The organism is Streptomyces sp. SS8, assembly GCF_054072955.1.
The window spans coordinates 197,432-214,446 of the sequence record NZ_JBSVCZ010000004.1; the positions used below are offsets into that span (position 1 = coordinate 197,432).

Annotated in this window: 18 protein-coding genes; 8 read left to right on the forward strand and 10 right to left on the reverse strand. The window is 73.7% G+C overall.

The features are described 5' to 3' along the window. Positions 1–642, reverse strand: a complete 642-nt coding sequence (locus ACW69E_RS06180; protein WP_457497155.1) for a MerR family transcriptional regulator — start codon at positions 640–642, stop codon at positions 1–3. A 156-nt stretch (positions 643–798) separates the two neighbouring features. Here ACW69E_RS06180 and ACW69E_RS06185 point away from each other — a divergent pair, with 156 nt between their 5' ends. The 3 genes from ACW69E_RS06185 (at position 799) to ACW69E_RS06195 (ending at position 3,190) form a co-directional block, all read left to right on the forward strand. Continuing rightward, on the forward strand, positions 799–1,200 hold the full coding sequence (locus ACW69E_RS06185) for a DUF3291 domain-containing protein (RefSeq protein WP_457497156.1): 402 nt from the start codon (positions 799–801) through the stop codon (positions 1,198–1,200). A gap of 41 nt (positions 1,201–1,241) precedes the next feature. After that, positions 1,242–2,708, forward strand: coding sequence for an MFS transporter (locus ACW69E_RS06190; RefSeq protein WP_457497157.1), 1,467 nt, complete (start codon positions 1,242–1,244; stop codon positions 2,706–2,708). Between the two features lie 200 nt (positions 2,709–2,908). After that, positions 2,909–3,190, forward strand: coding sequence for a GlsB/YeaQ/YmgE family stress response membrane protein (locus ACW69E_RS06195; RefSeq protein WP_093850170.1), 282 nt, complete (start codon positions 2,909–2,911; stop codon positions 3,188–3,190). A gap of 525 nt (positions 3,191–3,715) precedes the next feature. Here the strand turns inward: ACW69E_RS06195 and ACW69E_RS06200 are convergent. Further along, complete coding sequence (locus ACW69E_RS06200) at positions 3,716–4,555, reverse strand: SAM-dependent methyltransferase (RefSeq protein ID WP_457497158.1); 840 nt, start codon at positions 4,553–4,555, stop codon at positions 3,716–3,718. A gap of 319 nt (positions 4,556–4,874) precedes the next feature. On the opposite strand from ACW69E_RS06200, the gene ACW69E_RS06205 reads away from it, so the two are divergent. Next, the gene (locus ACW69E_RS06205; protein ID WP_457497159.1) at positions 4,875–5,510 is read left to right on the forward strand and encodes an RNA polymerase sigma factor; all 636 of its coding nucleotides are present in this window, start codon (positions 4,875–4,877) and stop codon (positions 5,508–5,510) included. Between the two features lies 1 nt (position 5,511). Beyond that, positions 5,512–6,243 (forward strand): hypothetical protein, encoded by a 732-nt coding sequence (locus ACW69E_RS06210; protein WP_457497160.1) that lies wholly within the window; start codon positions 5,512–5,514, stop codon positions 6,241–6,243. 15 nt (positions 6,244–6,258) lie between these two features. Here the strand turns inward: ACW69E_RS06210 and ACW69E_RS06215 are convergent, their stop codons facing one another. From ACW69E_RS06215 to ACW69E_RS06230, 4 genes are all read right to left on the reverse strand, one after another. Continuing rightward, the gene (locus ACW69E_RS06215) at positions 6,259–6,939 is read right to left on the reverse strand and encodes a lysophospholipid acyltransferase family protein (RefSeq protein WP_457497161.1); all 681 of its coding nucleotides are present in this window, start codon (positions 6,937–6,939) and stop codon (positions 6,259–6,261) included. Between the two features lie 327 nt (positions 6,940–7,266). Then, positions 7,267–8,097, reverse strand: a complete 831-nt coding sequence (locus ACW69E_RS06220; RefSeq protein WP_457497162.1) for an SAM-dependent methyltransferase — start codon at positions 8,095–8,097, stop codon at positions 7,267–7,269. Positions 8,098–8,216: 119 nt separating this feature from the next. Beyond that, complete coding sequence (locus ACW69E_RS06225) at positions 8,217–8,453, reverse strand: DUF397 domain-containing protein (RefSeq protein WP_457497163.1); 237 nt, start codon at positions 8,451–8,453, stop codon at positions 8,217–8,219. Between the two features lies 1 nt (position 8,454). Next, complete coding sequence (locus tag ACW69E_RS06230) at positions 8,455–9,315, reverse strand: helix-turn-helix domain-containing protein (RefSeq protein WP_457497164.1); 861 nt, start codon at positions 9,313–9,315, stop codon at positions 8,455–8,457. Positions 9,316–9,452: 137 nt separating this feature from the next. Here ACW69E_RS06230 and ACW69E_RS06235 point away from each other — a divergent pair, with 137 nt between their 5' ends. Further along, complete coding sequence (locus ACW69E_RS06235) at positions 9,453–10,010, forward strand: ATP-binding protein (protein ID WP_457497165.1); 558 nt, start codon at positions 9,453–9,455, stop codon at positions 10,008–10,010. A gap of 34 nt (positions 10,011–10,044) precedes the next feature. Here the strand turns inward: ACW69E_RS06235 and dhaM are convergent, their stop codons facing one another. The 3 genes from dhaM to dhaK all read right to left on the reverse strand — a co-directional run bounded on the left by dhaM (position 10,045) and on the right by dhaK (position 12,183). After that, the gene (gene dhaM, locus ACW69E_RS06240; RefSeq protein WP_457497166.1) at positions 10,045–10,455 is read right to left on the reverse strand and encodes a dihydroxyacetone kinase phosphoryl donor subunit DhaM; all 411 of its coding nucleotides are present in this window, start codon (positions 10,453–10,455) and stop codon (positions 10,045–10,047) included. Next, the gene (gene dhaL, locus ACW69E_RS06245) at positions 10,452–11,051 is read right to left on the reverse strand and encodes a dihydroxyacetone kinase subunit DhaL (RefSeq protein ID WP_457497229.1); all 600 of its coding nucleotides are present in this window, start codon (positions 11,049–11,051) and stop codon (positions 10,452–10,454) included. The genes dhaM and dhaL overlap by 4 nt, the downstream gene beginning before the upstream one ends. Before the next feature lie 139 nt (positions 11,052–11,190). Then, positions 11,191–12,183: a dihydroxyacetone kinase subunit DhaK gene (gene dhaK, locus ACW69E_RS06250; RefSeq protein ID WP_457497167.1), complete on the reverse strand. Its 993-nt coding sequence runs from the start codon at positions 12,181–12,183 to the stop codon at positions 11,191–11,193. 375 nt (positions 12,184–12,558) lie between these two features. Here dhaK and ACW69E_RS06255 point away from each other — a divergent pair, with 375 nt between their 5' ends. Continuing rightward, the gene (locus tag ACW69E_RS06255; protein WP_457497168.1) at positions 12,559–13,452 is read left to right on the forward strand and encodes a universal stress protein; all 894 of its coding nucleotides are present in this window, start codon (positions 12,559–12,561) and stop codon (positions 13,450–13,452) included. Positions 13,453–13,456: 4 nt separating this feature from the next. Continuing rightward, complete coding sequence (locus ACW69E_RS06260) at positions 13,457–16,201, forward strand: HAD-IC family P-type ATPase (RefSeq protein WP_457497169.1); 2,745 nt, start codon at positions 13,457–13,459, stop codon at positions 16,199–16,201. A 53-nt stretch (positions 16,202–16,254) separates the two neighbouring features. On the opposite strand, the gene ACW69E_RS06265 is transcribed toward ACW69E_RS06260, so the two are convergent. Continuing rightward, the gene (locus tag ACW69E_RS06265) at positions 16,255–16,935 is read right to left on the reverse strand and encodes a CBS domain-containing protein (protein WP_457497170.1); all 681 of its coding nucleotides are present in this window, start codon (positions 16,933–16,935) and stop codon (positions 16,255–16,257) included. Positions 16,936–17,015: the final 80 nt, after the last annotated feature.

Consider the following 17,015-nt stretch of genomic DNA (forward strand, 5'->3'; position numbering starts at 1 on the left):
TCACCCGCCGGCGCCGCCGCCGTCGCCGGCGTACCGCAGCGCGGCCTCGTTCTCCTGCGCCATCCGGCGCAGGGTGGCCAGGACCGGCTCCATCAGGACGGTCAGCACCAGGGCCCGTTCGGCGATGTCGATCCGGTCCTCGATCCCGGCGAGCTGGTCCAGGTCCAGCCGGGCGGTGGCGGCGGCCAGTTCGGCGTACGGCACCAGCTCCTCGGCGCCGTAGCCGGCACCGACATCGCGCAGCGCCCGCAGCCCGGCGGCCAGCGCCCCGCGCAGCGGCGACTGCTCGGTGACGGTCCAGCCCATCCGCTCGAGGAGCCGTTCCACCTCGGCCGCGCTGCCGTCCGCGCCCTCCCCCTCCGGCGCCGCGGCCACCGGCGACCGCAGGGCGTAGTGCGTCACGCCGAGGGTCTCGTACCGGCCGAGCGGCTCGCCGACCGCTTCCAGGACCTCCCTGGTAGCGGCCACCGAGAGGCCTCCGAGCGTGATGAGCGCTCTGACCAGCCGCAGCCGGCGCAGATGCTCCTCCTCGTACTCGGCCTGGTTGCTGGCGGTCGCCCGGCCGGGCCGCAGCAGCCCTTCCCGCAGATAGAACTTGATCGTCGGAACGGGGACGCCGCTGCGGCGGCTCAGCTCGGACATCCTCACGGGGTTCCTCGATTCCGCGGCGGGTGCGGCATGTACCGCATATGGACACGGCAAGTGTAACGTGCCACTATCGATAGTGGATAGTGCCACTATTAGCCTCACCGCAGGTGACGCCCGCGCGCCCTGCCCGCGAGTCAAGGACCCCGCGCCATGCCGAAGCTTCCCTGGACCGAGATCAACCCCGCCGACCCCACCGCCGAAGCCGTCGTCATGGCCTCCCGGCTGGAGGTCCGCTCCCTGCGGCACGTCCCCCGTTTCTTCTGGCTCTCCCTGGTGTCGTGGCGCCAGGCCCGCCGGTCGCCGGGGGCCTTCGGGGCCTCGCTCATCGCCCAGCTCGGCCGCGGCGTCTTCTGGACCCTCTCGGCCTGGGAGAGCAAGGAGGCGGTGTACGCCTACGCCAAGGCCGAACCGCACAACTCGATCATGAAGCGGCTGCGGCCCACCATGCGCGAGTCCCAGTTCGTCTTCTGGACCGTCCCCGCCGAGCGGCTTCCCGTCTCCTGGGAGGACGCCCGCGCCCGACTGGCGGAGGAACGGGCCCGGCAGGCCTGACCCGTCCGCACCGCCGCCGACCACCCCGACGGGAGAACACCATGCCCACCGCCGCACCACCCGCACCGACCGCCAGGCGTACGCCGCTGTGGCCGGCGATCGTCGCCTGCTCCCTGCCGATGTTCATGACCGCCCTGGACAACCTGGTGGTGTCCACCGCGCTGCGGACCCTCCAGCAGGACCTCTCGGCCAGCACCCAGGACCTGCAGTGGTTCGTCAACGCCTACACCCTGGGCTTCGCCTGCTTCCTGCTGGTCTGCGCGGGTCTGGGCGACCGCTACGGCCGCCGCCGGTTCTTCGTCCTGGGTATCGTCGTCTTCACGCTGGCCTCCGTCGGCTGCGGCCTCTCCGAGACCAGCGGCCAGCTCATCGCCTTCCGCGCCCTTCAGGGACTGGGCGCCGCCGCGGTCATGCCCCTGTCGCTGACCCTGCTGTCCGCCGCGGTACCGGACCGGCTGCGCGGCCTGGCCGTGGGCCTGTGGAGCGCGGTCAGCGGCACCGCCGTGGCGCTCGGGCCCGTGGTGGGCGGCGCGGTCGTGGAAGGCCTCGACTGGCAGTGGATCTTCTGGATCAACGTGCCGGTCGGGCTGGTCGCGGTGCCGCTGGCGCTGCTCGTCCTCAAGGAGAGCCGCGGCGAGCGGGCCCGCATCGACATCGAGGGCATGCTGCTGGTCACCGCCGGTCTGCTCGCCCTGGTCTGGGGCATCGTCAACGGGGAGACCCGCGGCTGGAGCGACGGCCGGGTGCTGCTCGCCCTGGCCGGCGGCGTGGTGCTGCTCGCGCTGTTCACCCTCTGGGAGCGGCGCACCAAGGCCCCGCTGCTGCCGCTGCGCTTCTACCGGGTCCGTGCCTTCACCCTCACCAACCTCGTCTCCGCCGCCATGTACTTCGGGGTCTTCGGCTCCATCTTCCTGCTGGCGCAGTATCTGCAGATCGCGCCCCCGCGCACCCCGCTGCACGCCGGTGTGCTCACCCTGTCCTGGACCCTGATGCCGATGTTCGTGGCACCGCTGGCGGGCATGCTCACCGAACGGGTGGGCGGCGGACGGCTCATGGGCCTGGGCCTGCTGCTCCAGGCGGGCGGTCTGGTCTGGATCAATCTTGTGGCGACCACCGACACCCCCTACTCCCACCTGATGGCGCCGATGGCCCTCGCCGGCATCGGCATGGGACTGACCTTCGCTCCCGCCGCCACGGTGGTGCTCTCCTCCGTGCGCAAGACGGAGCACGGCAAGGCCTCCGGCGCCAACAGCACCGCCCGGGAGATCGGCGGCGCCCTGGGCGTGGCCGTCCTGGGCACGGTCTTCGCGGCCCACGGCGGCTACCTCTCCCCGCAGGACTTCGTGGACGGCGTGCGGCCCGCACTGTGGATCGGGGCCGCGGTCGCCGCGCTCGGCGGCCTGGTGGCCTTCGCCATCCCCAGGCGGCACACCGCGCCTTTGGAACCGGACGGCGAAGGCACCGGGCCGGCCGCTCCGGACACGCTGGAGGTGCGGCAGGCGGTCTGACGACCGGGACGGACGGGGCGGGGCAGGGGAGGCACATCCCCGCCCCGCCTCGTTCGGTGTGTCCGGACGCGGGCGAGGCCGGGGTTCGAGGGAAACCCCCTGTTCCGCGCGCCTTTTCGAGATGCTCTGGAAACTCCCTTGTTTGGCTGGCGAGTTCATGGCAATGCGGTTCTGTGAAGACGACAAGGAGGTACCCAGACATGGGCATCATCGCGTGGATTCTCATCGGTCTGCTCGCCGGAGCGATCGCCAAAGCCCTCATGCCGGGCAAGGACCCGGGCGGCATCCTCGTCACGATGCTGATCGGTATCGTGGGCGGCCTTCTCGGCGGTTTCCTGGGCAAGGTGATATTCGGCGTCGACTCGATCGACGGATTCTTCGATCTCTCGACCTGGATCGCCGCCATCATCGGCTCGGTCATCGTTCTGGCCGTCTACCGGGCCGTGACCGGTCGCGGCAACCGCCGCCACGTACACGCCTGACCCGGCACGGGTCTTCCGGACGTGCGGTGGTCGTTGACCGACCTGTCGCCGCATCGGCCGGCCGGCGTGGTACGGCGCGCCCTTCGGACCGGTTCCGCCGGCCGATGCGCGGGCGATCCGCGCACCCCCGGCGGCCCCCTCACCAGAGCGGGCCGCCGGGGGTGCGCCGTGCCGAGGGGCGTTGCGGCGGCCCGCCCGCCTCGCGGTGCGGGCGAGCGCCCGCCGGCGGCCGAAATCATCGGAGCACACCTTCGACACGCTCTCCGATTTCCGCCGGAACCCACCGCGGCCGGGAGGGCTGGAGGGCGGGAAAAGATGAATTCGGCCGGGCGATTCGGAGAACGGAGTGAGCGCGGAGCGTTTTTCCTCGCCGGACTCACCGGGCCCGGCGTGTCCCGCGCCGGCCGTCGAATTATCGGGCACGAGCCCCCTCCCGGGAAACCGGAACCGGAACGGTATCAGGGGAGGTTGCGCCGCACAGGAGGGGAACGCCGTCCACGGCCCAGGGGTCCGGGCGGCCCGGGCTCAGGGCTTGCGGGCGACCGCGGCGTAGCAGGCCGCTTCGGCATCGCTGACCTCGCCGAAGGTCTGGCCGGGGTCGGGGCGCCAGCGGTGGGAGGTGGTGATCCCCGGCTCGAACAGCTCCCAGCCGCTGAAGAACCGGGCGAACTCCTCCCTGGTGCGGGCCTGTCCGGGGGTCCCCGAGGCGCGGTAGGCCTCGGTCAGGCGGGCGATGCCCTCCGGGTCGAAGTCGGGGGTGACATGGCTGATGGCAAGGGTGCTGCCGGACGGCAGCGCGTCCTTGAAGTACTCGACGATCTCGTGCGCCCGGTGCTCGCCCGGCACGAAGTGCAGCAGGGCGTTGAGGCTGAGCGCCACCGGCTCGCCCAGGTCGAGGGCCTGCTGCACCTCGGGTGCGGTCAGCAGGGCGGCCGGGTCGGTGGCGTCGGCCTGGACGTAGGCGGTGCGTCCCGCGGGGTGGCTGCGCAGCAGGGCCTGGGCGTGGGCGAGGACGATGGGGTCGTTGTCGGCGTAGACCACCCGCGACTCGGGCGCCACGTCCTGGGCCACCTCGTGCAGGTTGGGGGAGGTGGGTATGCCGGTGCCCACGTCGAGGAACTGGCGCATGCCGATGGTGGCCAGGAAACGGGTGGCCCGGTGCATGAACTCCCGGTTGGCGCGGGCGGCGACCAGGACGGAGGGGAAGATCGCCATGGCCCGCCCGGCGGCCTCGCGGTCGGCGGGGAAGTTGGTGTGGCCGCCGAGGTAGTAGTCGTACATGCGGGCGGAGTGCGCCCGGTCCAGTTCCAGGTCGACCGCGTTGTCGTCCGCGCCGCCGGTGGTGCCGCCGACCGTCTGGGACACCTTGATCACACCTTTCGCGAGCACTCGCCGGTTCACTGTCGGATCCCCCAACGGGCTTGCCGGGCGGGGTGGTTGGGGAAGGCGGTGTACTGTACCGTCCCCTCCACCCAGCACGGCGGTAATCACACTATTACGCTGGGCTCATTTTTTGGGAAAACCACTGTCCGACGATGCCCACGATCCGATTGGCTTGGCGGGCGAGGTCCCGTCCCCTCGCGCCGGCGGTCGCCTCCACCGGGGAGTGCCCGGGCGCCCGCGGGGCGGGACGCCCGCGACCGACGACCCGACGAGCACCCACACGGAGCCGGGAAGACACGCGGTGAACACCCCTGACAACGTCCCCGTCGACGTGGACGCCAACCCCCCACAACGCCCCGCCCCCCACCGGCGGATGACCCTGACCTTCGACGCCTTCCACGAGTACCACCACCGGATGTGGCTGAGGTACGCCCGCACCCAGGTGGGCAGCCGTACCGGTGCGGAGGCTGTGGTGGAGGCCGCCTGCGCCCAGCTGCTGAGCGACTGGAACCACGTACTGGAACAGGAATCCGTCCCGGCCCACGCCTGGACGGTGCTCAAGGAGCGGATCCGGGAGTGGCTGGACCGCGGCGGCCGGTCCCCGGCCCTGGCGGAGACCGCGGCCTTCGAGGCAGCCTGCCGCGGCCGGCTGCTGGACGAACTGCTGGACGAGGCGGACGGACCGGACGGACCGGGCGCGGCGGACGGTTTCACCGCCCTGGAGAACGGGCTGTGCCTGTACACGGCCATCGCCGAACTGCCCGAACGGCAGCACGACATCGTCGTCCTGCGCTATGTACTGGGATGCCCGGAGGAGGACGTGGCCGAGTACCTGGGCTGCGGTACGGTCGCCGTACGCGCGCAGATGCGGCACGCCAAGCGGAAACTGGCGGCCGGACTGGGCCGGAAAAGGGACCACGGGACGGGGGAGCGGTAACGTGCGCGGCACCGGGGAGCACCGCAGGATCGACGCGCTGCTGGAGGGAGCGGAGGTCCTCGGTGGCGAGTACGACGACTACGACCCGGCCGCCGCGCGGGAGCGCATCGCCCGTGCCGTCGCCGCCGGCCCGCCCTCCGCGCGGCCGCCGGCGAACCCGGACACCGGATGGCGCTATCGCACCGTCCACGAACAGGCCGCCCACGACCTGGATCTGGCCATTTCCCTGGTGGTGGGTTCGCCCGGGGCGGCCGGGAGCCTGGCGCGGCTGGTCGACCACCGGCGCACCGAGCCCGAGGGCGCGCTGGTCTTCGCCTGCCTGCTCCATCTGGTCGGCCACCGGGACGCGGCCCAGTTCTGGTGGCAGTTCGCGGCCGGAGGAGGCAGCCGCACCGCGGCCTTCTGCCTCTGCCTCCACCACCGGCGCCTGGGGGAGTTCCGCGACGCCGACTACTGGCGCCGGCAGGCCGCCCTGCTGGGGAGCGCCCGTACCGCCGTCCGCGCTTCCCGGAGCACGGCCGGCATGCCCGGCCCGCACGGATTCCTGCTGCCGGACGCCATCCGCCGGGACCTGCTCAGCCAGTGCCACCGCGGCCGGCACCCCCGGCTGCCGGCCGCGGTGGAGGCGGTGGTCAACCGGCTGCGCGTCGACGGGGACGACGAGGACTACGGCGAGATCCCCCGGCCCGGGCCGGGACTGCCGGACGAACTGGCCGGGCCCCGTCCCCGCTGAGGCGGGCGGAGTGGTTCAGGCGGTCGCCGAGAAGTCCCCGCGGGAGCGGACGGGGTGGCCGGCCCGCTCCGCCGCGACCCGCCAGGCGGCGACGACCGCCCGGCGGGCGCGGGCGGTGGCCGTGACCACGTCGCCCGACAGCCGGACCGGCTCGCCGACGTGGACGTGCACGCCGGGGCGGCGCAGCGGGGCGGTGACGAACCCGGCGACCTGCTTGGCGGTGGACCCGGAGCTGATCCGGCGCGAGCCGGCCTGTCCGAGAGGCACCACCGGGGCGCCGGTGGCCAGCGCCAGCCGGGCCAGCCCGCTGCGGAACGGGCCGGGCTCGGCCTCGCCGGAGTCCGCGCGGCGCGGCAGACCGCCCTCGCCGTAGATGAGCACGATCCGGCCCGCCGCGAGCGCGTCGGCGGCGCCCTCCAGCGAGGCGGCGGCCCGCTCGGTGCCCCGGTGCACCGGCACGTGCCCGTCGCGGACGAGGGCCTGGCGCAGACCCGGTATCCGCCACAGCCCGGCGGTGGCCAGCACCACGGGCCGGGTGTCCAGGCGGTGCAGGGCGGCCAGGACCACGCCGGGGTCGACCAGGGAAGTGTGGTTGGCGGCGACGATGCTTCCGGGCGCGAGCTCGGCGCCGGGGTCGGAGGTGACCCGCAGGCGGCCGAGAGCGGGGACGACGGTACGGGCGACGGTGCTGAGCACGGCGGGCTCCTCTGGATACTCCTGCGCGGTTGTCGGTGCGTCCGCCGGACACCGGACGCTCGACGCCGGACGTGGGCAAGGGCGGCGGACCCATCCTCGCCGGGCGCACCCGGCCGCGCCTGAGTAGCCGTACTCATCCGCCCCGGGCATTCCCGCACGGACCGGGGCGGCGCCACGAGGGGTCTCGGAAAAGTGTGCCAAGCACTGGGGGCGGGCATACGCGGGCCCCGCCGCTCGTGGGGGGGAAGCGGCGGGGCCCGCGGCGCGCGTCCGTACGCCTCGGCGCACCGTACGGACGCGGGACCGGAACAGCGGTGAGGCCGGCGGCTACCGGCCCGGCTTGCGGCCCAGGCCGCCGGCCACCAGCAGGCCGGCGATGTCCAGCGGGGCCTTCACCGGCTCGTCGGGCTGCCAGTACGGCAGATAGACCACGCCGGGCTCGACCATCTCCAGACCCTCGAAGAAGGCGGCGATGCGCGCCATGCTCCGCAACTGACCCCGGCCCAGGGCCTGCCGCAGCACCGACTCCAGACCGCGGGACTCGGGGGTCGAGGAGCAGAAGTGGGTGAGCAGCAGGTAGCCGCCCGGCCCCAGCCACCGCTTGTAGGTCTCCACCAGTCCGTCGGGGTCCTCCTCGTCGAGGAGGTGGTGGACCACGGCGTTGAGGATCAGCCCCACCGGGCGGTCCGGATCCAGCATGCCGGTCACGTCGGGGTGGCCGAGCAGGACATCGGGCTCGCGTATGTCGGCGGTGGCGACGACGGTGCGGTCGTCGTCCTCCAGTAACGCGCGGCCGTGGGCGAGGACGATGGGGTCGTTGTCGACGTAGACGACCTTCGCCCCGGGGTTGACCTCCTGGGCCACCTGGTGGGTGTTCTGCGCGGTGGGAAGGCCGGAGCCGATGTCCAGGAACTGGTCGATGCCCTGGCGGGCCATGTGGCGCACCGCCCGCACCAGCAGTCTGCGGTTGGTGCGGGCGCCCTCGCCCCCGTCGGGGAAGGCCCGGGCGACCTGCTCGGCGATCTCCTGGTCCACCGGGTAGTTGTCCTTGCCCCCGAGGATGGCGTCGTAGACGCGGGCGATGCTGGGGACGGAGGTGTCTATCTCGACCGGCTCCCGGGCCGACCGGCTCCGTGTCCAGCTCATGTCGTCGGCCATGTGGTGTGTCCTTACGTCTGGGTGAGTGGGCGGGTGGATCGGGCGGGCCGGGCGGACCGGGTGTGCGGGCCCCCGGACGGCGGGCGGGCCTGGAGCCGGCCGGCCGGGGGCCCGCGGGTTCAGGAGAGGAGGAAGTCCGCCTCTCCCGCCTTGGCGCCCTGGACGAAGGCGCCGATCTCACCGGGGGTGTAGATCAGCGCGGGACCGTCCGGATCGGTGGACTGGCGGATGGCGACCCGGCCGTCCGGCAGCCTCCTCGCCTCCAGGCAGTTGCCGCCGTTGCCGCCGCTCCACGGCCTGTGCCAGCCCTCGGTGCCGAGGTCGCTGGCGCGCATGCCGTTGTATATGCGGTCCATCTCAGAGCTCCCTGCGGAAATCCCGGAGGATCTCCTTCGTACGTCGCGCCGTTGCCGCCTGGGCCGACATGCGGTCCAGGAGTTCGAGGTGGGAGGCGACCTCGGTGCGCTCGTCCAGGTAGACGGCGCCGGTGAGGTACTCCACGTAGACCATGTCCGGGAGCTCGGGGAGCCCGAAGCGGAACAGGACGAACGGCCCGTAGGTGCCCGGATGGAAACCGGAGGAGAACTCGGTGATCTGCAGGGTGACGTTCGGCCGCTCCGCCTCCTCCAGCAGCCGGTCGGCCTGGGCCCGCATGACCTGCGGCGGCCCGACGGGACGGCGCAGCGCCGTCTCCTCCACCAGGACCCACAGACGCGGGGCGTCCGCGCGGGTGAGCAGGCGCTGGCGCTCCATGCGCAGTGCCACGTGCCGTTCCACCTCGCCCTTGACGGCCCGGCCGACCGCGCCCTTGCGCAGGATGTGCCGGGCGTACTCCTCGGTCTGAAGCAGGCCCGGGACGACATGCGGCTCGTAGGCCCGGATCACCCGGGCGGAACTCTCCAGGCTGACGTGGACGCTGAACCAGTCCGGCAGCACATCGCGGAACCGCTGCCACCAGCCGGGCCTGTTGGCCTCCTCGGCCAGCGCGACGAAGGTCTCGGCGTCGCGGCCGGCGACCCCGTAGGCCTCCAGCAGCAGACGGACGTAGGGGATCTTCAGCGCGACCTCGGCCGTCTCCATCCTGCGGATGGTGGCGGAGGCGACATGGAGGACCTTCGCGGCCTCCTCGCGCCTCAGTCCCGCCTTCTCGCGCAGGTCCTGGAGCCGCCTGCCCAGCACGAGCTGGCCCACGGTCGGTGCGGACCGGGGCTCACTCATCGCCTGCTCCTCCGGATGTCCTGGCCATGTCCCGCAGTGTGCCACGGAGCTGACGGAGCGAACACCCTGTACCGGCAACTCTGCATTCTTCACAGTGGCCCTTGCCAACTGTCCCGCGCGATGAGCATAGTGGCGGTGTGACACGGTTCACCTCGACGCGGTCCAGGGCGTGCTGCACGCTCCACGACCGCCTCCTCCCCCCACCGCTGGAACCGGTCGTCCCGCCGGGCGGGGCCGGCCGCCCGGCCGTGACAGCCGGAGACCGGCCCCCGCCGCGCAGAGCGGAGTTCGCCCTGCCGGCGCGCGCCGGGTCGGTGGCGAGGGCGCGCCGCCTCGTGCGCGGTCTGCTGGCCGGGTGGGGCGCGGACGAGGCGGGCCGCGACACGGCGGCCCTGGTGGTCTCGGAGCTGTTCACCAACGCGGTGGTGCACACCGGCAGCGGCACGGTGGTGTGCGAACTGCGGGAGGAGCGGGGCGCCGCGGCCGGGGAGGGGGTGCCGCTGCGCCTGGAGGTGCGCGGCCGCCGCCCGGGCCCGCCCGCCGGCTCCGCGTCCCGGGCGCGCCCGCCGGGAGAGGAACACGGCAGGGGGCTGATGCTGGTCGAGGCCGTCAGCGAGGCATGGGGAATCCGGGAGGCACACGGCTGCGGCTGGTCGGTGTGGGCCCGGCTGCCGGCCTCCGCCGCGGAACGCTGATACGCGCCCCGGGCGGTGGCGGTACGGGACCGGTTCAGGTCTTGCGGTAGCCGTACGCCTCCGTCGCGGCCGCCGCGACCGCGTCCAGGTCCGCTCCGGTGGAGGCGGTGACCACGGCCGCGACCGCGCCCTCGACGAAGGGCGCGTCCACCAGACGTGTGCCCGGGGGCAGTTCGTCCTCCTCCGCGAGAAGCGTGCGCACCGTCAGCACCGCGCTGCCCAGGTCCGCCAGCACCGCCACCCCCGCGCCCCGGTCGACCCGGCGGGCCGCCTCGGTGATCAGCTCCGAACTGGTGCCCAGCCCGCCGTCCCCGGCGCCGCCGGCGGGCGCCACGGGGACGTCGGCGCCGCCCGCCAGCCCGAGCGCCATCTGGGCGACGGACTCGGCCACCTGCCTGCTGTGCGAGACCAGTACGACGCCGACCCGGCCGCTCGCCGCGCTCATGCCGGCTCCCCGGTCGCGACGGTGCCCGCGGTGTCGGCGAGCGCGGCGAAGAACAGCGCCGAGGAGGTGGCGCCGGGGTCCTGGTGCCCGACGCTGCGCTCGCCCAGATAACTGGCCCGGCCCCTGCGCGCCCGCATCGGCACGGTGGCCGCGGCCCCCTCCTCGGCGGCCCTGCGCGCCGCCTCGAAGTCGCCGCCCGAACCGCCCATCGCCTCGACGGCCGGATACAGCGCGTCCAGCATCGTCTTGTCGCCCCGCGCCGCGGAACCCAGCTGCGCCACCGCCTCCACCCCGGTGCGCAGCGCCTCCCGCAACTGCTCCGGTTCCACGCTCTCCCGGTCGCCCAGCGCCTTGCCCGCGCGGCGCAGCAGTGTCCCGTACAGCGGGCCCGAGGCACCGCCGACGGTGGAGATCAGCCGGCGCCCGGCGAGAGTGAGCACCGCGCCGGGGGAGGAGGGGGCCTCCTCCCTCAGCGCGGCGACCGCGGCGGTCAGGCCGCGCCGCATGTTGGCGCCGTGGTCGGCGTCGCCGATGGCGGAGTCCAGCTCGGTCAGCCGGTCCGCCTCCCGGTCCACGGCGGCCGAGACCGCGGACATCCATCGGCGGAAGAATTCGGCGTCCAGTGCGACGGTCACCACGGTCTCCTTGTCTGCGGGCTGTCTACGGGCTGTCTGCGGCCGTCTGCGGGTGGCGCCTGCGGTGGCCGCCTCCGTTTCCCTGCCCGGCCGGCCAAGGTCACACGCCCCAGCGCAGGGCGGGGGTGCGCACCGGCGCGTCCCACAGCCGCAGCAGCTCCTCGTCCGCCTGGCACAGGGTGACGGAGCAGCCCGCCATGTCGAGCGAGGTGACGTAGCTGCCGACGAGGGTGCGGGCCACGGCCACGCGGCGCTCGCCGAGCACCCGGTGGACCTCGGCGGCGAAGCCGTACAGCTCCAGCAGCGGGGTGCCGCCCATGCCGTTGACCAGCGCCAGTACGGGACGGTCCGGGCGCAGGTCGTCCAGCACCGCGTCCACCGCCGTGTCCGCGATCTCGCCGGAGGTCATCATCCCCCGCCGCTCGCGGCCCGGCTCCCCGTGGATGCCGATGCCCAGCTCCAGCTCGCCGGGCGGCAGGTCGAAGGTGGGCACGCCCCGTGCCGGAGTCGTGCAGGCGCTCAGCGCGACGCCGAAGCTGCGGGAGGACTCCACCACCTGCCGGGCCACCGCCTCCACCCGCTCCAGCGGCGCTCCCGCCTCGGCCGCCGCGCCCGCCAGCTTCTCCACGAACAGCGTGGCGCCGGTGCCGCGCCGCCCGGCGGTGTAGGTGCTGTCGACCACCGCCACGTCGTCGTCGACCAGCACCCTGGCGACCTGCACGCCCTCGTCCTCGGCCAGCTCGGCGGCCATGTCGAAGTTCAGCACGTCGCCGGTGTAGTTCTTCACCACGAACAGCACACCCCGGCCGCTGTCCACGGCGGCCGCCGCCCGTGCCATCTGGTCCGGGACGGGGGAGGTGAACACCTCGCCCGGACAGGCGGCGTCCAGCATCCCGGGGCCGACGAACCCGCCGTGCAGCGGCTCGTGCCCCGACCCGCCGCCGGAGACCAGCCCCACCTTGTCCGCGACCGGCGCGTCCCGGCGCACCACCACCCGGTTGTCCACGTCGACCGTCAGCTCCGGATGGGCGGCGGCCATGCCGCGCAGGGCGTCGGCCACCACCGTCTCCGGCACGTTGATCAGCATCTTCATGACTACCTCCGGAGGGGGAACGGCGGACGCCGGGGCGGGAGAGGGACGGCGGGCGGACGGGAAGGGGCGAGAAGATCAGTATCGCGGCGGATGTGCTCCAGGTCACCCCCGCGTCGTACGGACGGATGGCCTCGGGGGCTACTGTTCACAAAAAAATGTGCCAAGCGGTTGCCAGGTGACCGCCGGACGGCCGTCGAACGGCTCCCGGGCGGAACGAAGGACCTGTGGCCCCTGTTTCCCCGGCCGTGCGGCCCTATGGAGGAGCATGGGAGAAGATCAGAATGATCAGTGCACAACGGAACACGGTGCGGAGAAGTGGAGCGAGCGGCATGGACACGGCCGCGGCTCCCGCACGGAGCTGGAAGAGGGAAGAAGATGAACGGACCGGTCGTGGTGGGAGTGGACGGCTCGCCGTCGAGCCTGGACGCGGTGGCCGCCGCGGCACACGAGGCCCGGCTGCGCGGTGTGGAACTGCGGGTGGTGCACGCGTTTCTGTGGCCGGTCCTGCACGTCCCGCTGGGACCGTCCCCGATGGGCCCGCCCGAGGGCGGGCTGCGCAACATGGCCGACCGGCTGGTGGCGCAGGCGGTCGAGCACGCGCGTGAGACGGAGGCCGGAATCGAGGTCGAGGGCGAGGTCGTCGTCGGCGAGGCGCTGACGGTGCTGGAGGCCCGCTCGCAGGCCGCGTCGCTGGTCGTGGTCGGCAGCCGTGGTCTGGGCGGTTTCACCGGTCTGCTGCTGGGCTCCACCGCCGTGCACCTGTCCGCGCACAGTCACTGCCCGGTCCTGGTGGTGCGCGGCAGGCCGGACCCGACGGGCCACGTGCTGCTGGGCGTGGACGGCTCGGCCTCCGGCGAGGCCGCCGTCGGGTTCGCGTTCGCCGAGGCGTCGGCGCGGGGCGCGGCCCTGGTCGCGCTGCACACCTGGAACAACTGGACCGGTCCGGTCTCCGGCGGTCCCGCCGAGCCGCTGCCCCTGGTCTACGACGTGGACATGCTCCGGGACGAGGAGGAGCGGGTGATGGCCGAGGCGCTGTCGGGCTGGCAGGCGAAGTACCCCGACGTCACCGTGCACCGGCAGCTGGTCCAGGGGGGTGCCCGCCAGGCGCTGATCGAGGCCAGCGGCAGCGCCCAGCTGCTGGTGGTCGGGGCACGCGGCCGGGGCGGCTTCTCCGGTCTGCTGCTGGGCTCGGTCAGCCAGGCCGCCCTGCACCACGCGCACTGCCCCGTCGCCGTGGTCCGGGCCTCCGGGGCCGACCGGAAGGGCTGAGACGGTGCCGCGCCGCCCGGATTCCCCCGCGGCCTCCGCCCTGCGCGCGGGGGAGGCCCACCACGGGCTGCCCGTCCACGAGGTCGTGCTGCTGCTGGAGACCGACCCCGACCGGGGTCTGGCGGGGGACGAGGCGGCGCGGCGGCTGGACCGCTTCGGACCCAACACGCTTCCCGCCGCGGCGCGCGGCGGGCCGCTGCTGCGCGCCCTGCGCCAGTTCCACCATCCGCTGATCTACATCCTGATCGCCGCGGGCGCGGTCACCGCCGCGCTGGGCGAGTCCGTGGACTCCGCGGTGATCTTCGCGGTCGTGCTGGTCAACGCGTTCGTCGGCTTCGTGCAGGAGTCGAAGGCCGAGGCCGCGCTGGACAGCCTGCGGTCGATGGTGCGCACCACGGCCAGGGTGGTGCGGGACGGGCGTGAGCGCGCGGTGCCCTCGGGGGATCTCGTCCCCGGGGACCTGGTGCTGGTGGAGGCCGGCGACAAGGTGCCGGCCGATGTACGTCTGCTGCGGGCGGTGGAGCTGCGGGTGGACGAGTCGGCGCTGACCGGCGAGTCCGTCCCCGTCGCCAAGGACGAGGTGCTGCTGGATCCGCTGACGCCGGTCGCCGACCGGCGCAACACGCTCCACTCCGGCACGCTGGTGACGGCCGGGCGCGGGGCGGGGGTCGCGGTGGCCACCGGGGCCGGCACGGAGCTGGGGGAGATCCACCGCCTGGTGGGCTCCGCGAAGGTGCTGGCCACGCCGCTGACGGAGAAGCTCGCCAGGTTCAGCAGGGCGCTGACGGTGGTCATCCTGGTGCTGGCGGCGGTGACCTTCGTGATCGGCCTGGCCCGCGGGCAGGGTGCGCCGGGTACGTTCACCGCGGCGGTGGCCCTGGCGGTCGGGGCCATTCCCGAAGGGCTGCCCGCGGTGGTCACGATCACTCTGGCCATCGGCGTGTCGCGGATGGCGCGCCGAAGGGCGGTGATCCGCAGGCTGCCGGCGGTGGAGACGCTCGGCGGCACCACCGTCATCTGCTCGGACAAGACGGGGACGCTGACCGAGAACCAGATGACGGTGCGGGCGGTGTGGACGCCGGACGGCGAGTTCTCCGTGAGCGGTTCGGGGTACGTCCCGGACGGTGAGTTCCGGCGCGGAGACGGCGGCGCCGTCCCCGTGGTGTCGGACCGGGCGCTGTACCGGTGTCTGCTGGCCGGGGCCCTGTGCAACGACGCCGTCCTCGCCGGCGGGGCCGCGGAGACCGGCGGGGAGGGACACTGGAGCCTGACGGGCGACCCCACCGAGGGCGCGCTGCTGACCGCGGCGGCCAAGGGGGGCTTGGGGCCGGACGTCACCTCGGCGTTCCCCCGCGTCGGCACCGTCCCCTTCAGCTCCGAGCGGCGGTACATGGCCACTGTGCACCGGGACGAGGCGGCGGGCGGCCACCTCCTGCTGGTCAAGGGGGCCGTCGAACAGGTCGTGGAGCTGTGCTCGGCCTCGATGGGCGCGGACGGCGCCGTCCGGCCGCTGGACCGCGAGGCGGTCCTGCGCGCCGCCGGCGAGCTGGCCGGCCGGGGGCTGCGGGTCCTGGCGACCGCGGAGCTGGCGGGAGCGGAGCCGGAGGGCTTCGGGCAGGGGGCGCCGCCGGACTCCATGGTGCTCACCGGGTTGCAGGCCATGCTCGACCCACCCCGCGCCGCCGCGGTCGACGCGGTGCGGGCGTGCCGCACGGCCGGGATCGGGGTCAAGATGATCACGGGCGACCACGCGGCCACCGCCACCGCCGTCGCCGACCGGATCGGCCTGCTGACCGGGCGGCGCGAGGGGGAGGTGCTCACCGGGGCCGATCTGGACGCGCTGCCTGCGGGGGAGTACCCGGACGCGGTGGAGCGGGCCCGGGTGTTCGCCCGGGTGTCCCCGGAACAGAAGCTCCGGCTGGTCGAGGCGCTCCAGGCACGGGGCCAGGTGGTGGCCATGACCGGGGACGGGGTCAACGACGCCCCGGCGCTGCGGCAGGCGAACATCGGCGTCGCCATGGGCCGGGGTGGCACCGAGGTGGCCAAGGACGCCGCCGACATGGTGCTCACCGACGACGACTTCGCCACCATCGAGGCCGCGGTCGAGGAGGGCCGCGGCGTCTTCGACAACCTCGTCAAGTTCATCGTGTGGGTGCTCCCGACGAGCCTGGGCCAGGGGATGCTCGTCCTGGTGGCGATCGTGTCCGGTGCCACGCTGCCGGTCCTGCCCACCCAGATCCTGTGGATCAACATGACCACCGCCGTCGCGCTCGGGCTGATGCTCGCCTTCGAGCCGAAGGAGGAGGGGATCATGCGGCGGCCGCCCCGTGATCCCGGCAGGCCCCTGCTGACGACGGGGCTGGCCCTGCGTGTCCTGCTGGTCTCCGCGCTGATCGTCGGCGGGGCCTGGTGGCTGTTCACCTGGGAACGGGCGGAGGGCGCGGACCTGGCCGAGGCGCGTACCGCCGCGGTCAATCTGGTGGTCGCCGTCGAGTTGTTCTACCTGTTCAGCTGCCGTTCGCTCACCCGCTCCATGTGGAGCGTCGGGGTGTTCGGCAACCGGTGGATCATCTGGGGAGTGCTCGCCCAGACGGCCGGCCAGCTCGCCATCACGTATCTGCCGGCCATGAACCGGCTGTTCCACACGGCCCCGATCAGCGGGACGGCGTGGCTGCGGACCCTCGGTGTCGCGCTGCTCGCCTCCCTCGCGGTCGCCGTCGACAAACGGCTTCGGCGGCAGCTGGTGTGAGCGGCGGGCGGTGCGGGGCCGAGGGTGCCGCGCCGTCCGCCGCCTCTCACCGGCTAGGGAAGGTGCACGACCACCCCCGGCGGCGTGGGGCCGTCCTCGTCCCAGGTGAGGTGGTCCACCACCCTCATCACGCCGGGGACCTGTTCGGTCAGGCGCACGGCGAAGGCGGCCGTGGTGCGCCGGTCGACCCGGCCGCGCAGTTCGGCCACGCCGTCGCCGACGTGGACGTCCACCTGGGACGGGGCGATCCACAGTGTGTGTTTGAGCACCCCGTCCACGATGTCCGCGCGGATGTCGGCGTCCGGGCGCACGTGCATCCGCATCAGGTCGCGGCGCGAGACGATGCCGAGCAGTCGCCGCTCGCCGTCGACGACCGGCAGCCGTTTGACTCCCCTGCCCTCGATCAGTCTGGCGGCCTGTGCCACCGGCTCGTCCGGTCCGACCGTCACCGCCGGCGCGGTCATCAGCTCCCGTGCGGTCCCGGTCCGGTCCGGAGGGCGCGGGGGGCGCGGGAGCCGGGGGAGCAGGGAGCGCGGCCTGTCCCCGGGGTCTCCCTCGGCCCGCAGCAGGTCGGCCTCGGAGACCACGCCGACCACCCGGTCCTCCGCGTCGACGACCGGGAGGGCGCTGACGCGGTTGCGGTCCAGTGCGTCGAGGATCTCCCGGTACCGGGCGTCCTCGCGCACCGAGACCACGTCGGCGGTCATCAGGTCGCGTACGTGCCACTGCCTCATCGAAGCTCCCGCGGGTGTCGTCGCCGGATCATCTGACCTTGGATGGCACAATCTTCCCAAAACCTGCCTGAATCCGGCAA

Bases quoted from the DNA above. Each gene is read 5' to 3' on its own strand.
- ACW69E_RS06185 (WP_457497156.1), top strand. From the start codon at position 799: ATGCCGAAGCTTCCCTGGACCGAGATCAACCCCGCCGACCCCACCGCC.
- ACW69E_RS06225 (WP_457497163.1), bottom strand. From the start codon at position 8,453: ATGGACCGCATATACAACGGCATGCGCGCCAGCGACCTCGGCACCGAG.
- ACW69E_RS06195 (WP_093850170.1), top strand. From the start codon at position 2,909: ATGGGCATCATCGCGTGGATTCTCATCGGTCTGCTCGCCGGAGCGATC.
- ACW69E_RS06180 (WP_457497155.1), bottom strand. From the start codon at position 642: ATGTCCGAGCTGAGCCGCCGCAGCGGCGTCCCCGTTCCGACGATCAAG.
- dhaK (WP_457497167.1), bottom strand. From the start codon at position 12,183: ATGAAGATGCTGATCAACGTGCCGGAGACGGTGGTGGCCGACGCCCTG.
- ACW69E_RS06265 (WP_457497170.1), bottom strand. From the start codon at position 16,935: ATGAGGCAGTGGCACGTACGCGACCTGATGACCGCCGACGTGGTCTCG.
- ACW69E_RS06230 (WP_457497164.1), bottom strand. From the start codon at position 9,315: ATGAGTGAGCCCCGGTCCGCACCGACCGTGGGCCAGCTCGTGCTGGGC.
- dhaM (WP_457497166.1), bottom strand. From the start codon at position 10,455: ATGAGCGCGGCGAGCGGCCGGGTCGGCGTCGTACTGGTCTCGCACAGC.
- ACW69E_RS06255 (WP_457497168.1), top strand. From the start codon at position 12,559: ATGAACGGACCGGTCGTGGTGGGAGTGGACGGCTCGCCGTCGAGCCTG.
- ACW69E_RS06190 (WP_457497157.1), top strand. From the start codon at position 1,242: ATGCCCACCGCCGCACCACCCGCACCGACCGCCAGGCGTACGCCGCTG.
- dhaL (WP_457497229.1), bottom strand. From the start codon at position 11,051: ATGTCCGCGGTCTCGGCCGCCGTGGACCGGGAGGCGGACCGGCTGACC.
- ACW69E_RS06220 (WP_457497162.1), bottom strand. From the start codon at position 8,097: ATGGCCGACGACATGAGCTGGACACGGAGCCGGTCGGCCCGGGAGCCG.